Raw genomic sequence first — 17865 nt, 5'->3', positions numbered from 1 at the left:
CATGTTGGACAACACTCCGGTCGTTTTGACCGAAGACTTCACGTTTTCTGCCGGAGAGGCCGAACTGTCGGCACGGCTGTATATGCCTGCCTCGGCACCTGATGTGGCGGTTGTAGTCCATGCAGCCACAGGCGTACCGCGCGACTATTACCAGCATTTTGCGCGGTGGTTGGTGGAAGAACAGGGTATGGCCTGTCTGACCTATGACTATCGCGATTTTGGCCACTCTCTACACGGGCGCCTGCGCGATTCGCAGGCCACGATGGCTGACTGGGCGTTGATCGACATGCCCGCTGCTCGCGCTGAAATGCGACGCAGATTTCCCGCCGCCCAGCAGTGGAGCATTGGCCATTCGGTGGGTGGAATGCTGGGGCCAATTCAGCCCGATATTGAGCAGATCGACCGGATGATCTGTGTCTGTTCAGGTTTGGTGACGTTATCCGACCACCCCTGGCCGTATCGCGCACTGGCGACAATGTTCTGGTATGCCCACCCGCCATTGCTGGTTAAGGCATTGGGATACCTGCCGGGCAAGGCACTTGGGTTCGGCTCGGACCTTCCGGCACGTGTCTACTGGCAGTGGCGCAAATGGTGCACCGCTGCGCTGAGCTACGTGCCGGATATCGGCAAAAGCCTTCCAGACGCCCGTTGGGCTGCGTCGGAAACACCCGTTGATCTGTTCACAATGGACGATGATCAGGTGGTGCCGCCGAACGCGGTTTGGCGCTTGGCCGATCTTTACGGTCCCAAAGCCCGCCGGCATCAGTTGTCGCCGAAGGACTTTGGATTGGCCGAGGTTGGCCACATCGGCGCATTTGCGCGCCGAAATGCGGCCATATGGCCCCGGTTGATCGCCTGAGCCGGTACTTACAGCTTTTTGCGGGATTTCTTGTCCTGCTTCACCGATCGTACCATTTTACCAAAGGCCTTGTCGCGCGCGCGAGACTGCGCCACGGTTTCCGAGTTCCTTTCATCTTCGCGCCGCAGTTTTCGCCAACGCTCTAGCCGCTCTGTGTCAAGGGATCCGATGGAAATCGCATCCTGCACAGCGCATCCCGGCTCGGCCTGATGCTGACAATCGGAAAAGCGGCAGGTTTGGGCCAATTCCAGAATGTCGGAAAAGACCTCATCGACGCCATCTTGTGCATCCAGCAACCGCAAAGCCCGCATGCCGGGTGTATCGACCAACCAGCCTCCGTTCCGCATCGGATGCAACGCGCGGGCAGTTGTCGTGTGCCGCCCGCGCGCGTCGTTCTCGCGAATACCGGACGTTGCCTCATCCAGACCAGTCATGGCGTTGACCAATGTTGTCTTGCCGACACCGGATGAGCCAACCAATGCAGCGGTCTGTCCAGGAGGGCACCAGGACAGTACTTGCTGCACGTCCAGGGTATCCAAAGCATTGATTGCCAGTACGGTCAAAAACGGAGCCAGCGACTCGGCTGCTTTGGAGAAATTACTAGGATCGGTACAGGTATCGGCCTTGGTTAGTATGACGACCGGATAGCACCCGGCCTGATGTGCCAAAGCCAAATACCGTTCCAGCCGGGCCAGATTGAAGTCGGCATTGCAGGAACTGACGATGAACAGCACATCCACATTGGCGGCGATCAACTGGGCCTCGGCCCCAGTTCCGGCGGCGCGGCGTTTCAAAAGGCTGCGGCGCTCCAGCAGGTGTTGAACCCGGTTTTGATCATCCGCCAATACCCAGTCGCCGACGGCAAAGTCGCCCGTCGGCTGGTTTAGGGTGAGCAGCGGTGCTTCACCGTTGATGTTTGCACCGATCAGACGATCACGGTGAACGGCTGTGATGCGAAAGGGAGCGCATGTAGGATTGGCCGCATGTTGGGCGGCAAAGTGTGAGGACCATCCCAGGTCCGAAAGTGTAAAAGACATTGTTCTGCCTGTGTTCAGGTACAGCTATCCGTCTGGATGGCGGTCGCGCATCCAGCGGTAATGTGTTCAGGCAGGTGTGAGGGTCGGCCTCAGAAACGCTCTGCCCAAAGGGTTTTTGCTACAATCATAAAAGCCCTCCTGCGGCTAACGATTCAAGTAAGTGAGAGGTTGGACATCGACCCAAGCGGGGCTCGTTGTGGCTGCTTCCTTCCGGACCTGACCAGGTTGGCGAGGCGCTCGCCCGCGCCAACCTCTCGAAAATCGATATAGGGAAGACACGCAGAAATGACAACCCGTCACAGTGAGAGTTGAATGCGCAAAAACCCTTCGGCATCCGTTCCAGCCAGCGTTGGGCTGAACTCTGCGATGTCTGCGAGGTGACGTTGTGCCTGTTGGCCGGTCTTCAACAGGACAGAGGATCCCGGCATGGGCGCAAAACGGAATGGGCAGGGGCCCTGTTCCAGCGATTCAGCGGGCATTGCACCGGTCAGGTAATCCTTTAGCGCGTGTTGGATCGGCAAAGCCGGAACGTTGATGATTTCGGCGTCCCGTATGATCGGAAAATGCCCGCCGCCGCTGGCCCGATAATTGTTCAGTGCAACGACAAAGCGTTGTTCGGCCGTCACCGCGTGGCCTTGGAAACGAAGATCTGAGATGCGCTGGTATGCCGGATTTACCAGTCGCCCTTCCGCATCGAACCGAGGCGGAACGCTCAGGTCGATCACGTAGCTTAGCCCGAACAGAACATCGAAATTGTGTCCGGCTCGATCAGGATTGACCAATTCAGTTTGCACGCCGGGTTTCACCTGATTGAATACGCCCGCAGACATTTCAAGCCAATCTCTGATTTGCTCTCCTGTCACCGCGACCGAACGAAGTTCGTTTGGAAAGATGTTCAGATCAGCCACGTGCCGCATACGCATGACGCCCGCAGGAATGTCCGAGTAAAAGCGAGGCCCGGCGCGACCACCGAACTTCGAAGGTGCCACGGCAGACAGCAATGGTGTCGCTTTATGGGGTGTGCCCTTCAGGATCTGGCGCACGGCCGAAGCCTGTGCTGCGGCCACCATCGCAAGCCCGCGATCCTTGGCGCAAAAGCTGAAATAGCTGTGCAGGCTCTGATCCGTATGCCCAATCGGTTCCGCGGCCCGTTTTCGTGTTGCGGAATGCACATCTGAAAACAGCGCCACCAACAGCGGGTCTTCGGCCGCCGGGTCAGCACCTGAGACTGGGCGCAGTTCAGTGCGATGAGCCGCGACCGACCAGCCCTTTTCTGCCGAGGCAACCAGCGTCAGATCAATCACGCCAAGATGAGATCCGGCAGATCCCGGCATGACAACAGGTGTGCCATGCACCATACCGCCAGTGGCATCGACGTGTTCCAGCCCAGCGTGTGACTTCCCCGGCAGGGTCAGATGCGTGTGCCCGGCGATGATGGCGTCAATGCCCTCAATCGCGGCAAGGGGGATTATCGCGTTTTCAAGATCGGGCGCGGGGTCGACGGACCCCAGCCCCGTATGGGCAAGCGCGATGATCACGTCGCAGCCGTGGGATCGAAGCTCTGACACTTTAGTGCGCGCGCAGGTCAGAATGTCGTCTATCCGGACGTCATTACCCAGCCGATGAGATTCCCAATTCCGGGTCTGCGGCGGAACGACCGAGAAGACGCCGACGGTTAGCGAGGCTTGGTGCCCCGCGACCTCAACCCGGCGGGTTAGAACTGCCTGATCCTGCCAGACCTCGTTGGCACCCGGGCGATGAACATTGCTGCAAACCACTGGACAGGGGGCCTGCGAAAGGATGCTGTCCAGTATATCTTGACCGAACCCGAAATCATGATTTCCCAACCCGATCGCATCATACTCTAACGCGCCAAACGCCTGCATCAGCGTATGAGGCTTATCGGCCTGCTCGGCGGCCAGCTCCCCAACCGGAGTTCCCTGCAGCGAATCGCCGTTGTCAAAAAGCAGCACGGTTGAGCCATCCGCCTGCGCCTCAGTTCGGGCTTCACGGATCAGGCTGGCGGTTCGGGTCAGGCCGATTGTGGGTTCAGGGGTGTCAGAATAGTAATCAAAACTCCTCAAGTTCATATGAAGATCCGTGGTGGCCAGTATTCGGACCCGCACGGTCTGCGGATGCAGAGAAGGGGAAGGTTTCAAATTTCTACTTTTGGCAGTTTTGTCTTAGTCATTTTCAACAAAAAGATTAATCACAGTGAATTGCAAGGCTTAGCTGTGTTCATTCGATGGCGACCTGTGGTTTTGGGGGTGAAATACCGTTGCAACTGATTGGCCGACATGGCAGCCCTGTGCGGACAAGTCTAAGGATAACTTATGAAAAATGCGGAATATGTGACGTTTGGTAGCTCGGGGCTGGATCGTGCGGCGCATATTCGCGGGGATGCTGATGCGGTCGCGGGGGCGCGGGGGCATCCCAATGCAAAATGCCTGCTCTTGTGGCGCGGTAAGGTTTTGGTTCAGGGCGAGGCGCTGGATCAGTTGGGACTGATCGCCATGTCACATAAGCTGGTCGAAACCGGGCCGGGAGGTTCTGTCGAGCAGCCTGTGTTCTTGGGGCTGTCGGACGATGCGCCGGTGTTTGCCTTTGATATTTCGGACTGGACGGCTGATGGGTTGGACGTGTCCGGTGTCGGAGGCTTTATCGACAAGTCAGAGCAACAGCACCCGGACTTGCCCCACGGCCATGTCTTTGCCGAACTGCGCCGGATCATGACCCGTTTGTCGACGCGTGACGCCGAACTGGCGGCTTCGGCCAAGGCGGTGACCGCATGGCACGAAACGCATCGATTTTGCGCCCGGTGTGGCGCAGCCAGCGAACTTGCGCAGGCGGGGTGGCAGCGCAGTTGCCCGTCCTGCGGTGGGCAGCACTTTCCGCGTACTGATCCGGTCGTCATCATGTTGATTACGCAAGGTGATTCAGTGTTGATGGGACGTTCACCCGGCTGGCCAGAAGGGATGTATTCGCTGTTGGCAGGGTTTGTTGAACCGGGTGAAACGCTTGAGGCAGCGGTCCGGCGGGAAGTGATGGAAGAGGCCGGGGTGCCCGTAGGTGAGGTCCGTTACCTGTCCAGCCAACCCTGGCCGTTTCCGGCCTCGTTGATGTTCGGCTGCGCGGGTGAGGCGTTGTCGCGCGGCATCACCATCGACCCGGTCGAAATCGAAGATGCGATGTGGGTTACCAAATCCGAGATGATGCAGGCCTTTGCCGGCGAACACCCCGTTTTGCTGCCAGCCCGCAAGGGAGCGATTGCGCATTTTCTTTTGCAAAACTGGCTTGCGGATACATTGGACTGACAAAATACTGTTCTGAAAAGCGAGAGAACCCCGAACCACAATGCAGTTTACAGTGCGCGAAGATATCGAAGCTCCCATCAACTCGGTGTTCGAAATGGTGGCCGACTTTGACCGATTCGAACGGATCGCGATGCGGCGCGGGATCGACGTCCGGCGGATTTCGGGCGAATTGGGCGTTGTTCCGGGCACCAGTTGGGAGACAGAATTCAGGTTACGCGGAAAGCCACGTCAGATTTCCGTGCAGATGGCCGAATGCGACCCGCCTTTGCTGATGCGGTTCGAAGCGGCAAGCAAGGGGATGAACGGGGTCACGACGGTGGAGCTTTTGGCCCTGTCGCAGCGCCGCACGCGTCTAAGCGTTGATATGTCCCTGTCGGCCAAATCCCTGCCTGCGCGGCTGCTGTTACAATCGCTCCGGCTTGGGCAATCCCGGTTTCGCCGACAGTTTCAGTTGCGCCTGACCGAGTTCGCTCGGGAAATGGAACAACGTCACATTCATGGCGGCTGATTATCCAAAGCTTTGGTGAGAACGAGATGGATAGTTTTATTGTTCGTGAGGCGGTTTTGACGGATGCCCAAGGTATCTCAGAGGTGCTGCGGGACATCGCAGCGGCCGGAAAGCGTAACAAGCGCTGCGACGTTGATTTTGCCCGCGAGCATTACGTGGCCGACCCCGACCGGATCAGATGTTCCGTCGCTGTTCAGGGAGAAGAGGTCCTGGGGTTTCAATCACTGAAATGGGCGGTTGAAAACAACCCATATGGTGCTCCGGTCGGGTGGGGCGTCATTGGAACGCATATTCGCCCGTCGGCCGCCCGGCGCGGTGTCGGTCGCGCCCTGTTTCATGCAACACTCTTGGCGGCACGGGAAAGTGGCCTACCGGCCATTGATGCGACCATTTCGGCCACAAACGCCGAAGGATTGGCCTATTATTCGGCGATGGGCTTTGTGGATTATCGGGAGCACGAGGGTGCCCAGTGCAAAAGCTTTTCCGTGATTTGAGCCGAGGTCGCTTCAACCGCGCGGTTGAGCCGCTGGGTAGACGCCCAAAATCTCGACATTCGTGGTGAAGTGTTCCAGTTCTTCCATTGCCAGCTGTACGTTCCGGTCGTCCGGGTGGCCCACGATATCGGCATAAAACTGGGTCGCAGTGAACGACCCATCGACCATGTAGCTTTCCAACTTGGTCATGTTGATGCCGTTGGTCGCAAACCCACCCATCGCCTTGTAAAGCGCAGCCGGAATGTTGCGCACCTGAAAAACAAAACTGGTGATCATGCCATGTTCTCCGCGGCGTGACATGTCGGCCTGCTGTGACATCACCAGAAAGCGCGTGGTGTTGTTGTCGCGGTCTTCAATGTGCCGGGCAAGAACGTTCAAGCCGTAGATTTCGCCGGCCAACTCGCTGGCCAATGCTGCTGAATGCACCTCGCCTTGTTCCGAGACCTCGCGGGCCGCACGCGCGTTGTCGGGGCTGACACGTCCCTTGATGTTGTGTTCTTTCAAAAACCCGGCGCATTGCGGTAGCAGAACCAGGTGCGAGTGTGCCTCGGTGACATCCTCGATTTTGGCCCCGGGAACGGCAAGAAGGTTGATGTGAACGCGCACGAACGCTTCTTCGATGATGTGCAACCCGCTGTGGGGAAGCAAACGGTGGATATCGGCGACCCGGCCATACGTGGTGTTTTCGACCGGCAGCATTGCCAATTCAGCCTCACCTGCGCGCACCGATTCGATCACATCTTCGAAAGTCCGGCAGGGCAGGGCCTCCATATCGGGGCGGGCATTACGGCAGGCCTCGTGGCTGTAGGCGCCGGGTTCTCCCTGAAATGCAATACGTTTGGTCATTTGGTCGATTCCGTGCAACAAGTTCGATAATTGGGCGTTTAGTCGCGGTGTCTATACCTTGCCTCTTGTAAGGGGAAGCCTTAGACACCCCGCAGACAGCTGAAATGGACTCGCGATCAATGTTCGACACGATGACAGTTACCAAGGCCGCAGCAGGCCTGTTTGGCACCTTCCTGGTGCTGCTTTTGGCCAAATGGGGTGCCGAAGTGCTTTACCATGCGGATGGGCATGGTGAGACGGCCTCGTATATTATCGAAACCGAAAGCTCCGGTGAAAGCGCTGACGGCGAAGAAGTGGTGTTCGAAGACATGCTGGCCGCCGCAGACCCCGACAAGGGCGCGCGGGTTTTCCGCAAGTGTACTGCCTGCCACAAGCTGGAAGACGGCGCCAACGGCACTGGCCCCTACCTGTTTGCAATCGTGGATCGCCCGGTTGCTTCAGCCAAAGGTTTCACTGGCTACTCAGCTTCGATGCAAGCCCATGGCGGCAATTGGACACCCGAAGCGCTGGATGCGTTCCTGACCCGCCCCAGTGCCTATATCTCAGGTACATCCATGAGCTTTGCGGGTCTGAAAAAACCGCAGGAACGGGCCGACCTGATTGCCTATCTGCAGACCATCAACTGATCTTTCGCTCAGTTTTGACGCATTCAAAAGCCGCTGCCCCGTGCAGCGGCTTTATTTTTTGTCTAAGTAAATCTTCACAAAGTGTTCACGCACTCTAAACTTGAAACTGGCAGTGCTGGTCTTTTAGCTGGCGCAAACAATATTAAAGACGTCAACGAGCAGGGGATGAACCACATGAAATCCAATCGAGTTACCGCTTTAGCGCGAACAAGGGATTTCGGACGCTTAGTTCACATTCTAGCTTTGGGGGCATTGCTCTGTGCAGCCGCTGCAACTCAGCTTTTTGCTGAGGAAAAGATCATCAAATCACACGGGTTCTCGGAATTCGGTGATTTGAAGTATCCGGACGGTTTTGCGCATTTCGACTATGTGAACCCGGATGCGCCACGTGGTGGAGAACTCTCCTATGCGGCGCAAGGCACGTTCGACAGCTTTAATCCCTATACCAGGCAGGGCCGGGCTGGTGCGAGGTCGGCAGATCACTACGAAAGTCTGCTGGTTCCGTCCTATGATGAACCTGCGGCCTATTACGGCCTGCTAGCCGAAAGCCTGGAGTATCCCGAAAGCTATGATTGGGTGATCTTCAACATTCGCCCCGAGGCGCGGTTTTCCGATGGCACACCGGTGACAGCTGAGGATGTGGTGTTTTCCCATAATCTGCTGCTGGACCAAGGGCTGAAATCTTATGCCGACGCAATTCGCCAACGGATCCCCAAGGCCGAGGCGCTGGATACCCATCGTGTAAAGTTCTACTTTTCGCCAGATTTCCCCCGCCGGGGCCGGATTTCTCAAGTTGGGGCCACGTCGATTTTCTCTAAGAAATGGTTCGAGGAAGACCCTGAAAACCGCCGATTGGACAAGTCGCGGCTGGATCCGGGTATCGGTTCGGGGCCATATGTTCTGGATGATTATGACATCAACCGGCGCATCGTCTACAAGCGCAACCCCGATTATTGGGGCAACGACGTTAACGTCAATGTGGGCCGCAACAACTTTGACACCATCCGCGTTGAGTATTTCGCCGATTCCATTGCTGCGATGGAGGGGTTCAAGGCGGGCACATTTACCCTTCGGCAGGAAAACAACTCGAAAAGCTGGGCAACGGCCTATGATTTCCCGGCAATTGCGAATGGTTCTGTCGTGCGGGCTGAACTGGCAGACGGAAATGTGCCGTCAGCGTCGGGCTTCATCATGAACCTTGACCGGCCAAAGTTTCAGGACCCCCGCGTTCGCGAAGCTATCCAGCTGGCGTATAATTTCGAATGGACGAATGAGAGCCTGCAATATGGATTATTCCAGCAGCGTAGTTCGTTCTGGGAAGGAACGCATCTTGAGGCGACCGGTCTGCCCGAAGGGCGCGAGCTTGAGGTGTTGCAAGAATTGGGCGACGCGCTGGACCCTGCCATCCTGACCGAGGAACCGGTCTCGGCGCATGAATCCCGGGCCGCCCGTCAAAATGACCGTGGCAACTTGCGCAAGGCGATGAAACTGCTGGACGAAGCTGGCTGGCTTGTTGGGGATGACGGCATTCGTCGCAACGACAAGGGCGAAGTGCTGTCTGTTGCATTTCTGTCCGACCAGCCAACGCTGGACAGGCTTATTCAACCCTTCGTCGCCAATTTGCGGGCAATGGGGATTGATGCGAGCTACAACCGCGTGGACAACGCCCAGTTCACCTTGCGCCGCCGGGACCGTGATTTCGACATGATTGTTGGCGGGTACCCGAGGTCGTTGCAGCCGTCGACAGGGTTGTATCAGCAGTTCGGAACCGAAGCGGCCTCTTACTCGGTCTTCAACCCGTCGGGTGTGCATGGCCCGGATATCGAACCGCTGATCGATAACATTGCCTCTGCCGAAGACAGCGAAGAGCTGTTTGCAAATGTCCGCGCATTGGACCGCGTCCTGCGCGCCAAGCGGATCATGGTTCCCACGTGGTATCTGGGCAAGCACTGGGTTGCCTACTGGGACATGTACGAATACCCGGAAAATCTGCCGCCTTACGCATTGGGTGTTGAAGACCTCTGGTGGATCAACGAAGAGAAAGAAGCCGAGTTGAAATCCTCCGGCGCCTTGAGGTAATCCGCCCCCATGGGAGCATATATTCTTAGACGACTGTTGCTGGTCATCCCAACCCTGCTTGGGATCATGATCGTCAACTTCACGCTGGTTCAGTTCGTTCCTGGCGGTCCGATTGAACAGATCATCGCCCAGTTGGAAGGTGGCGGTGATGTGTTCGAAGGGATCGCCGGCGGCGGCAGTGACATCGAGCAACAGACCGGCGGCACGAATGACCGCTACATTGGTGCGCGTGGCCTTCCGCCCGAGTTTATCGAAGAGCTGGAAAAGGAATTCGGGTTCGACAAACCTCCGGTTGAGCGGTTCCTCAACATGATGGGCAATTACCTGACGCTGGACTTTGGTGAGAGCTATTTTCGGTCGATCAGCGTAACCGATCTGGTGTTAGAGAAGATGCCGGTGTCAATCTCGCTGGGTCTGTGGTCCACGCTGATCGCGTATCTGGTGTCGATCCCGCTGGGCATTCGCAAGGCGATTAAGGACGGGTCACAATTCGACACCTGGACCAGCGGCGCGATCATCGTAGCCTATGCCATTCCTGGGTTCCTGTTTGCGATCCTGCTGTTGGTTCTGTTTGCCGGGGGATCTTATTGGCAGATATTCCCGCTTCGGGGGCTGACCTCGGATAACTGGGACAGCCTCAGCCTGTTTGGCAAGATCGTCGACTACTTCTGGCACATTGCCCTGCCGATTATCGCGCTGACGATTTCTGCCTTTGCGACGCTGACTCTGCTGACCAAGAACTCGTTCCTGGACGAGATCAAAAAACAATATGTCATGACCGCCCGCGCCAAGGGTCTGAGCGAAAGCCAGGTTCTATACGGCCATGTTTTCCGCAACGCGATGCTGATCGTAATCGCCGGATTCCCTGCGGTTTTCATCGGTGTGTTCTTCGGGGGGTCGATCATCATCGAGACGATCTTCTCGCTCGACGGTCTGGGCCGTCTGGGTTTCGAGGCCGCAGTGGCGCGCGACTATCCGGTGATCTTTGGAACCTTGTTCATCTTTGGCTTGATGGGGTTGGTTGTCGGCATCATCAGTGACCTGATGTATGTGCTGGTCGACCCGCGCATCGATTTTGAAAAGCGGGAGGGGTAAATGGCACTTTCCCCTCTCAACCAGCGTCGCTGGCGCAATTTTCGCCGTAATGGGCGTGCATTCTGGTCGCTGATGGTCTTTTCCGTCCTTTTCGGCCTATCGCTATTCGCCGAGTTCATCGCCAATGACAAACCAATCCTCGTAAAATACCGGGGTGAATTTTACACACCGATCTTCAATTTCTACGCGGAAACCGAATTCGGCGGTGATTTCCAGACCGAGGCGATCTATCGCGACCCCGAGGTTCAGTGTTTGATCGACAGCGGTGGCATCGAAGACTGTTTTGACGATCCCGAGGGGATTATCGACGAAATCAAGGCCGGTACATTCCAGGCAGAAGGGTACGAGCGTGGCTGGGCCGTCTGGCCGTTGATCCCGTATTCCTTCAACACCAGCGTTGATCGCCCCGGTGCAGCGCCGCTGCCACCCAACGGGCAAAACCTGCTGGGCACGGATGACACCAAGCGCGACGTGTTGGCCCGTGTAATTTATGGCTTCCGACTGTCGATTTTGTTCACGCTTATGGTCACGGGTGTGGCCAGTCTGGTTGGGATATTCGCCGGGGCCATTCAGGGCTTTTTTGGCGGCTGGCTGGACCTGATCTTCCAACGGATCATCGAGATCTGGTCAGCGACGCCTTCGCTTTACGTCATCATCATCATGTTTGCCATTCTGGGTCGAAGCTTCTGGCTGCTTGTGGCGCTGATGATCTTGTTCAGCTGGACCGGGCTTGTGGGCGTTGTGCGCGCCGAGTTCCTGCGGGCGAGAAATCTGGAATATGTGCGCGCTGCGCGGGCACTGGGTGTGGGCAATATGACAATCATGTTCCGCCACATGCTGCCCAACGCGATGGTCGCTACGCTGACCTTCATGCCCTTCATCGTTACGGGTACCATCGGCGGCCTGGCCTCGCTGGATTTTCTGGGCTTCGGCCTGCCATCTTCGGCCCCATCTTTGGGTGAGTTGACCCTACAGGCCAAGCAGAACCTCCAGGCACCCTGGTTGGCCTTCACCGCCTTTTTCACCTTTGCCATCATGCTGTCGCTACTGGTCTTCATCTTCGAAGGCGTGCGCGATGCATTTGATCCCAGAAAGACCTTTTCATGAGCCTGCTGGATGTGAACAACCTCAAGGTCTCGTTCCGTCAGGACGGGCAGGTGAGCGCAGCAGTCAAGGGCGTGTCCTTTACTGTTGATCGGGGTGAAACGGTTGCGCTGGTGGGTGAATCCGGATCCGGCAAATCAGTCACTGCGCTGTCGACAGTGTCTTTGCTGGGTGACAGTGCGATTGTCGAAGGTTCGGTCACCTATGAAGGGCAGGAGATGATCGGCGCGTCTGACCAGCACCTGATGGATGTGCGCGGTAACGATATCAGCTTCATTTTTCAGGAGCCGATGACCTCGCTCAACCCGCTGCACACGATCCAGAAACAAATGGCCGAGTCACTGGCCCTGCACCAGGGTCTGACAGGTGATGCTGCACGGGCCCGGATCGTCGAACTGCTGACCAAGGTTGGCATCCGCGATCCCGAGGAGCGCCTGGACAGCTATCCGCATCAATTGTCAGGTGGCCAACGCCAGCGCGTCATGATCGCCCTGGCACTTGCCAACAAGCCTGATATCCTGATCGCGGATGAGCCGACAACGGCCCTGGATGTGACCATTCAGGCGCAGATCCTCGAATTGCTGGCCGAGCTTCAGAAATCTGAGAATATGGGGATGCTTTTCATCACCCACGACCTTGGGATCGTGCGCCGTATCGCCGACCGGGTCTGTGTGATGAAGGATGGCGAGGTTGTCGAAACTGGCGCGACCCAGGAGATCTTTGACAACCCCCAACACCCCTACACCCGCAAGCTGCTGGCGGCCGAACCATCTGGTCACCCCGATCCTGTGGCACCCGACGCCGAAGAAGTAGCGCGCACCGATCACCTTAAGGTCTGGTTCCCGATCCAGCGCGGGTTCCTGAAACGCACAGTTGGCCATGTGAAGGCGGTGAACGATGCAACGCTCAGCGTACGCGCCGGTGAAACCTTAGGGATTGTGGGCGAAAGCGGCTCGGGTAAGACAACGCTGGCGCTAGCGATCATGCGGTTGATTGCGTCCGAAGGGGCGATAACCTTCCGCGATCAGGATGTACGCCGCTGGTCGACGCGAGAGTTGCGGCGCTTGCGCAAGGATATGCAGATTGTGTTTCAGGACCCATTCGGAAGCCTCAGTCCCCGGATGACTTGCCAGCAGATCATTGCCGAGGGGCTGGCGATCCACAAGGTCGACCCGCACCGCTCGCCACGGGAGCTGGTGACCGAAGTGATGACCGAAGTGGGCTTGGACCCGGCTGCGATGGACCGCTATCCGCACGAATTCTCGGGCGGGCAGCGTCAGCGTATTGCCATTGCACGAGCCATGGTCCTCAGGCCAAAGTTGCTGGTTCTGGATGAACCGACCAGCGCCTTGGATATGACTGTGCAGGTTCAGATCGTCGACCTGTTGCGCGATTTGCAGCGCAAATACGGACTGGCCTACCTGTTTATCAGCCACGATCTAAAAGTCGTGCGTGCGATGTCCCACAATGTGATTGTCATGCGAAACGGTGACGTCATCGAAATGGGCGCGGCCGAAGACCTTTTTGAAAACGCCCAGACAGACTATACCCGCGAACTGATAGCGGCGGCGGGCTGAAACCAGCCCGCCCGGGGCTTTCAGGCATTCGCTGTTTCGCGCGCCGCGGATTTTGGAACCGGGCCGCGAAGCTCTTCGTAATGATCGAATTGCAGTTTTACCCACCCGGTGCCGCGTGTCGCGCTGGCGAGGGTTCGATGCAGCTCGTCCTCGGCCACAGCAGGCAGTTGGGCATTGAAAATCTCCCATCCAGACGCGTTGGGATTGCCTTCAAAGCCCAGAACCTGACCCTGCAGCGAACTGATCGTAGGCACCAGGTCGCCCACGAAATTCGAGGGCAAGTGGATTTCGGCGTTCAGGATGGGTTGCAGGACCACCGGTTTCGCCTGCGGCAAAGCCTCTCGCACCGCGTTCTTGCCCGCAGTGCGGAACGCATAGTCAGAACTGTCGACGTTGTGATGCTTGCCGTCGCTGAGCGTGACTTTGACATCCACAACCGGGAACCCTTCAGGCCCTTGAACCAGCGCATCCTTGGCCCCGTGTTCGACCGATGGGATATAGTTTCTGGGCACAGCGCCCCCTTTGACGATCTCTTCGAATTCGAACCCGGCCCCACGTGGGGTCGGTGCGATCGAGATCACCACATCGGCAAATTGCCCTGCGCCGCCGGATTGTTTGCGGTGGCGATGACGATGTTCGATCGGTGCGCGGATGGTCTCGCGATAGGCCGTCTCAACCGTCTGGGTCTCAATCTCGATACCGAAGTCTTCGGCCAGTTTGGCGCTGACCCGGCGCATATGCTGAGGCCCCTGCGATCCCAGAACCGCATGACCGCTCAGTTCATCGTGTTGCAGGTGCAGTCCGGGGTCGATCTCGACCAGTCGGGATAACGCGTTTGACAGGCGTACATCGTCGCGCTCATGTGCAGGCGACACAATTTGCCGGTGGGCGGCCGGATGGGCCTCGGCCCATTCCGGTAACGGTGTAGTTCCGGTGTTGTCGTACAGGTTGCCGGGGTTGAGGTGGTCGGATTTCACGGCCAGCCCGATCTGACCAGCTTCCAATTCCGAAATTTGGGTTTTGGCATCCAGTGTCGTCAGGTTGCCAACCGTTTCCCCGCCTAGGGCTTCATGCGCTTTGACGCCCTTGCCCAGACCGCGCAGCACGATGATTTTTCCGATGTGCTTTTTGACATCCGCGAACCCGGCAATTGCGCGCGCGTCCTCGGCAGCTTCGTCCCGCCCGGCGGCGATATTGAATTCTGGAGCTTCGTGACGCAGCGCTTTCATCAAACGGGTCAGCCCGTTGCCGTGGCTGGCAGACCCCAGGCAGGCCGGGATCAACTGATGGCTTTGCAGAACCTGCGCGGCCAGATCATAGATTTCTGCGCTGGGCGGCTGTTTGTCCTCGATCAGTTGTTCCAGCAGATGATCATCGAAATCTGAAAGCGTCTCCAACAATTCGGTTCGGGCTTCCTGTTCCCGGTCTTCAACGGACTGCGGAAGTTCGATCAGGGCCGAGGGTTGCCCTTCCTGATACTTCCATGCCCGTTCCGAGATCAGGTCGACCGCGCCGATGATCGCCTCGCCATCGCGGATTGGAACCTGCCGCAATGCGATGTGGTGTGTGCAATAGGTTTGCAGAGCGGCGATGATATCGCGGATACGTCCGTTTGGGGTGTCCATGCGATTGATGAACAGAAAGCAGGGAATACCCGCCTCTTCGACCAGCCGCAGATAAGGGGCGCAAAGCACGGCGGCGTCCGGGTCGGGCGGTACGACAACGACAGCAGCATCCGAGATCGCCATGGCAGGGCCTACATAAGCCATGGTGTCGCTGCCACCATTCACGTCGATGGCACACCAGGGTTCGTCCAAGTAAGAAAAACCGTGCAAATGCACGGTTCCGGAAACGTCGAATGTGGTTGGCCGGCCATCAAGGCGGCTGATGGCCTCGACCAGTGTTGTTTTGCCCGAGTGGCTGGGGCCGAGGACAGAAAAAACGCGCATGAATGCAGTCCCTCTTTCAAGTTGCAGAACGGCTGCACGAAAAAGGCGGTCGAGCGCGAACGCGTCGGCACATACTGTCTGGTACTCTGCCTGCCTCAGGCACGGGGCGGATTTCCACCCGCCCTACAAGTGTGGGGAAAACCCACCCTCCGCGTCAAGTCCTGTCCTGCGTTGGTATCAGATCGCCGAGCTGTGTCCCGCCTTGCTCAGATCATAGGCATCAAAGGTGCGGGCGACCATTCGGGTCAGCGCGCGCGCCTCGGGCGGGATGAACAGGCCGTCTTCTGAAACGCTTAGCAACCCGTCGAAGGTTGCGTTTGCAGTCTGATACATCTCCTGCAATTCCGCGGCGGTGATGTTGTGGTCGCGCAGAATCTCGGCGGTATCTATCCGGAAATCGCACATCAACGCTTCAATCAATCGGGCGCGCAAGATGTCTTGGCCTTTGAACAAGTGCCCACGGGATATTGAGAACCCGCCCTCGCGGATCGCTTTGGTATGCGCCGACGTCGCGGGTGCGTTCTGGGCGTATCCTTGCGGGAATCGTGAGATCGAGCTCGCACCAATCCCGATCAAAACGTCGGACTGATCGTCGGTGTAGCCCTGAAAGTTGCGCTTTAGCCTTCCCGTGTTCAGTGCGTGCGTCAGCCCGTCATCCTGCGTGGCAAAGTGGTCGATGCCGATTTCGGCATACTTGTCCCACAGGAACAGGCGCCGGGCCGTATCGAACAGATCCAGGCGGTCTTCGGGCGTTGGCAGGGCATCCGTTGGGATCAGCTGTTGCCGCTTGGCCATCCACGGCACATGCGCATACCCGTACAACGCCACCCGGTCCGGGCTGAGCGACAGCAATTTCTGCACGCTTTCAGTCATCCGCGCCTTGGTCTGGTGCGGCAGACCATACAGAATATCGGCATTCAGGCTGGCGATGCCGCGCGCGCGGATCATTTCTATGGCCTTGCGGGTGGTGTCGTAACTTTGGATGCGTCCGATGGTTTTCTGGATTTCGTCGTCGAAATCCTGCACGCCGATAGACGCACGGTTCATGCCAGCCTCGGCCAATGCATCGAGCCGACCCTCGTCAATCTCGTTCGGGTCGATTTCGACCGAGAACTCTGCATCCGGCCCCAACGGAACAATCTCAAGAATCCGGGCGGCCAGATCGCGCATCAGATCGGGGTTCAGCAGGGTGGGTGTACCACCGCCCCAATGCAGGCGCGAAAGGGTTACCCCCGCAGGAAGGTGGGCGGCCAGTAGGTCCAGCTCGGCCTTGAGGACATCCACATAGGCGATCACCGGGTTGTCGGTCTGGGTGCCTTGCGTCCGGCAAGCGCAGAACCAACACAGCCTGCGGCAGAACGGGACGTGGACGTACAGTGACACGGAACTGCCGGGCTTAATCCCGGAAATCCAGTCGCCAAAAAGACTTGGCCCGACATCGTTGCTGAAATGTGGGGCGGTGGGATAGCTTGTGTAACGCGGGACTTTCGCGTCAAATAGTCCAAGCTGTGCCAATTGCGGTTTCACTATCATACCGATACCGTTAAGCCACGGCCGTCTATGAAACCTTGACTGAGATCAAGTGGAACCGCGAACGATGTTAAAAGCGCAATTTGACCATACCAACTGTTCCGACTGCCCCATTCGGCACCGAGCCGTCTGTGCACATTGTGATGTCGATGAATTGGAAGAGCTTGAAGGCATCAAATATTACCGGACCTTTGAGGCGGGCCAAACGGTTATCTGGTCGGGAGATCAGATGAATTTTGTGGGCTCTGTCGTGTCGGGCATCGCCTCGTTGACCCAGACGATGGAAGATGGTCGGACGCAAATGGTCGGCCTGCTATTGCCCAGCGATTTTGTTGGACGACCCGGTCGGGAAACAGCGCCCTACGACGTGTTGGCCACAACCGATTTGGTCATGTGCTGTTTTCGCAAGAAACCGTTCGAAACCCTGATGGGCAGCACGCCGCACATCGCCCATCGACTGCTGCAGATGACGCTGGATGAGCTGGACGCGGCGCGTGAATGGATGTTGGTTCTCGGGCGCAAAACCGCGCGCGAGAAGATTGCAAGCCTGCTGTCAATCATTGCCCGGCGGGATGCTTCAATTGCGCCCAAGCAAAAACCTGGCCCGATTGTCTTTGACCTGCCGCTGACGCGTGAGGCTATGGCAGATTATCTGGGATTAACCCTTGAAACCGTAAGTCGCCAGATTTCGGCCCTGAAGAAAGAAGGGGTTATCGAGTTGGAAGGCAAACGCCACGTGACAATCCCCGACATGCGGCGCCTGATGGATGAGGCCGGCGACGACTCCGATGGCGGTTTTCTGGTTTAAGCCTATCCTGCTGCCTGCAGCCGTGATTTACTGAATACG

Annotated in this window: 15 protein-coding genes and 1 other RNA gene; 10 read left to right on the top strand and 6 right to left on the bottom strand. The window is 57.6% G+C overall.

What is annotated here, in order from left to right:
* Window position 1 precedes the first annotated feature (1 nt).
* Window positions 2-859: an alpha/beta hydrolase family protein gene (locus AC2FLJ_RS14055; RefSeq protein WP_496699321.1), complete on the top strand. Its 858-nt coding sequence runs from the start codon at window positions 2-4 to the stop codon at window positions 857-859.
* 8 nt (window positions 860-867) lie between these two features.
* On the opposite strand, the gene rsgA is transcribed toward AC2FLJ_RS14055, so the two are convergent.
* The 3 genes from rsgA to AC2FLJ_RS14040 form a co-directional block, all read right to left on the bottom strand.
* Window positions 868-1896, bottom strand: coding sequence for a ribosome small subunit-dependent GTPase A (gene rsgA / locus AC2FLJ_RS14050; protein ID WP_496706356.1), 1029 nt, complete (start codon window positions 1894-1896; stop codon window positions 868-870).
* 158 nt (window positions 1897-2054) lie between these two features.
* Window positions 2055-2153: signal recognition particle sRNA small type (gene ffs, locus AC2FLJ_RS14045), an RNA gene on the bottom strand.
* Between the two features lie 39 nt (window positions 2154-2192).
* On the bottom strand, window positions 2193-4022 hold the full coding sequence (locus tag AC2FLJ_RS14040) for a bifunctional 2',3'-cyclic-nucleotide 2'-phosphodiesterase/3'-nucleotidase (protein WP_496706489.1): 1830 nt from the start codon (window positions 4020-4022) through the stop codon (window positions 2193-2195).
* Between the two features lie 207 nt (window positions 4023-4229).
* Between AC2FLJ_RS14040 and nudC the strand changes: the two genes are divergently transcribed.
* Genes nudC through AC2FLJ_RS14025 form a run of 3 tightly spaced genes read left to right on the top strand, consistent with a single transcriptional unit; the run spans window position 4230 to window position 6212 of the window.
* Window positions 4230-5210 carry an NAD(+) diphosphatase gene (gene nudC / locus AC2FLJ_RS14035; RefSeq protein ID WP_496706354.1) on the top strand — a complete coding sequence of 327 codons (981 nt, stop codon included), beginning with the start codon at window positions 4230-4232 and terminating at the stop codon, window positions 5208-5210.
* A gap of 40 nt (window positions 5211-5250) precedes the next feature.
* Window positions 5251-5718, top strand: coding sequence for an SRPBCC family protein (locus AC2FLJ_RS14030; protein ID WP_058272507.1), 468 nt, complete (start codon window positions 5251-5253; stop codon window positions 5716-5718).
* A gap of 26 nt (window positions 5719-5744) precedes the next feature.
* The gene (locus tag AC2FLJ_RS14025; protein ID WP_496699312.1) at window positions 5745-6212 is read left to right on the top strand and encodes a GNAT family N-acetyltransferase; all 468 of its coding nucleotides are present in this window, start codon (window positions 5745-5747) and stop codon (window positions 6210-6212) included.
* A gap of 12 nt (window positions 6213-6224) precedes the next feature.
* On the opposite strand, the gene AC2FLJ_RS14020 is transcribed toward AC2FLJ_RS14025, so the two are convergent.
* Window positions 6225-7058: a prephenate dehydratase gene (locus AC2FLJ_RS14020; protein WP_058279807.1), complete on the bottom strand. Its 834-nt coding sequence runs from the start codon at window positions 7056-7058 to the stop codon at window positions 6225-6227.
* A gap of 119 nt (window positions 7059-7177) precedes the next feature.
* Between AC2FLJ_RS14020 and AC2FLJ_RS14015 the strand changes: the two genes are divergently transcribed.
* From AC2FLJ_RS14015 to AC2FLJ_RS13995, 5 genes are all read left to right on the top strand, one after another.
* The gene (locus AC2FLJ_RS14015) at window positions 7178-7684 is read left to right on the top strand and encodes a c-type cytochrome (protein ID WP_058272647.1); all 507 of its coding nucleotides are present in this window, start codon (window positions 7178-7180) and stop codon (window positions 7682-7684) included.
* Window positions 7685-7858: 174 nt separating this feature from the next.
* Window positions 7859-9763 (top strand): extracellular solute-binding protein, encoded by a 1905-nt coding sequence (locus AC2FLJ_RS14010; RefSeq protein ID WP_282153025.1) that lies wholly within the window; start codon window positions 7859-7861, stop codon window positions 9761-9763.
* A 9-nt stretch (window positions 9764-9772) separates the two neighbouring features.
* Window positions 9773-10858 carry a microcin C ABC transporter permease YejB gene (locus tag AC2FLJ_RS14005; RefSeq protein WP_058279808.1) on the top strand — a complete coding sequence of 362 codons (1086 nt, stop codon included), beginning with the start codon at window positions 9773-9775 and terminating at the stop codon, window positions 10856-10858.
* A complete protein-coding gene (locus tag AC2FLJ_RS14000; RefSeq protein WP_108861177.1) occupies window positions 10859-11965 on the top strand; it encodes an ABC transporter permease in 1107 nt (368 codons plus the stop codon).
* Complete coding sequence (locus AC2FLJ_RS13995) at window positions 11962-13539, top strand: ABC transporter ATP-binding protein (RefSeq protein WP_496706351.1); 1578 nt, start codon at window positions 11962-11964, stop codon at window positions 13537-13539. The genes AC2FLJ_RS14000 and AC2FLJ_RS13995 overlap by 4 nt, the downstream gene beginning before the upstream one ends.
* A gap of 20 nt (window positions 13540-13559) precedes the next feature.
* On the opposite strand, the gene AC2FLJ_RS13990 is transcribed toward AC2FLJ_RS13995, so the two are convergent.
* Both AC2FLJ_RS13990 and hemN read right to left on the bottom strand, forming a co-directional pair.
* Window positions 13560-15488, bottom strand: coding sequence for an elongation factor G (locus AC2FLJ_RS13990; protein ID WP_496699308.1), 1929 nt, complete (start codon window positions 15486-15488; stop codon window positions 13560-13562).
* A gap of 177 nt (window positions 15489-15665) precedes the next feature.
* Entirely contained in the window at window positions 15666-17021 is a 1356-nt protein-coding gene (gene hemN, locus AC2FLJ_RS13985; protein WP_282170447.1) for an oxygen-independent coproporphyrinogen III oxidase, read from the bottom strand.
* Between the two features lie 64 nt (window positions 17022-17085).
* Here hemN and fnrL point away from each other — a divergent pair, with 64 nt between their 5' ends.
* A complete protein-coding gene (gene fnrL / locus AC2FLJ_RS13980) occupies window positions 17086-17826 on the top strand; it encodes a transcriptional regulator FnrL (protein ID WP_282120264.1) in 741 nt (246 codons plus the stop codon).
* Window positions 17827-17865: the final 39 nt, after the last annotated feature.

The sequence above is a fragment of the Ruegeria sp. CDSA034 genome (assembly GCF_059612275.1).
The sequence above is the reverse complement of the archived record's forward strand: the minus strand, read 5'-3'. Positions and strand labels throughout refer to the sequence as shown.

Bases quoted from the DNA above. Each gene is read 5' to 3' on its own strand.
- AC2FLJ_RS14055 (WP_496699321.1), top strand. From the start codon at position 2: ATGTTGGACAACACTCCGGTCGTTTTGACCGAAGACTTCACGTTTTCT.
- rsgA (WP_496706356.1), bottom strand. From the start codon at position 1,896: ATGTCTTTTACACTTTCGGACCTGGGATGGTCCTCACACTTTGCCGCC.
- nudC (WP_496706354.1), top strand. From the start codon at position 4,230: ATGAAAAATGCGGAATATGTGACGTTTGGTAGCTCGGGGCTGGATCGT.
- AC2FLJ_RS14030 (WP_058272507.1), top strand. From the start codon at position 5,251: ATGCAGTTTACAGTGCGCGAAGATATCGAAGCTCCCATCAACTCGGTG.
- AC2FLJ_RS14025 (WP_496699312.1), top strand. From the start codon at position 5,745: ATGGATAGTTTTATTGTTCGTGAGGCGGTTTTGACGGATGCCCAAGGT.
- AC2FLJ_RS14020 (WP_058279807.1), bottom strand. From the start codon at position 7,058: ATGACCAAACGTATTGCATTTCAGGGAGAACCCGGCGCCTACAGCCAC.
- AC2FLJ_RS14015 (WP_058272647.1), top strand. From the start codon at position 7,178: ATGTTCGACACGATGACAGTTACCAAGGCCGCAGCAGGCCTGTTTGGC.
- AC2FLJ_RS14010 (WP_282153025.1), top strand. From the start codon at position 7,859: ATGAAATCCAATCGAGTTACCGCTTTAGCGCGAACAAGGGATTTCGGA.
- AC2FLJ_RS14005 (WP_058279808.1), top strand. From the start codon at position 9,773: ATGGGAGCATATATTCTTAGACGACTGTTGCTGGTCATCCCAACCCTG.
- AC2FLJ_RS14000 (WP_108861177.1), top strand. From the start codon at position 10,859: ATGGCACTTTCCCCTCTCAACCAGCGTCGCTGGCGCAATTTTCGCCGT.
- AC2FLJ_RS13995 (WP_496706351.1), top strand. From the start codon at position 11,962: ATGAGCCTGCTGGATGTGAACAACCTCAAGGTCTCGTTCCGTCAGGAC.
- AC2FLJ_RS13990 (WP_496699308.1), bottom strand. From the start codon at position 15,488: ATGCGCGTTTTTTCTGTCCTCGGCCCCAGCCACTCGGGCAAAACAACA.
- hemN (WP_282170447.1), bottom strand. From the start codon at position 17,021: ATGATAGTGAAACCGCAATTGGCACAGCTTGGACTATTTGACGCGAAA.
- fnrL (WP_282120264.1), top strand. From the start codon at position 17,086: ATGTTAAAAGCGCAATTTGACCATACCAACTGTTCCGACTGCCCCATT.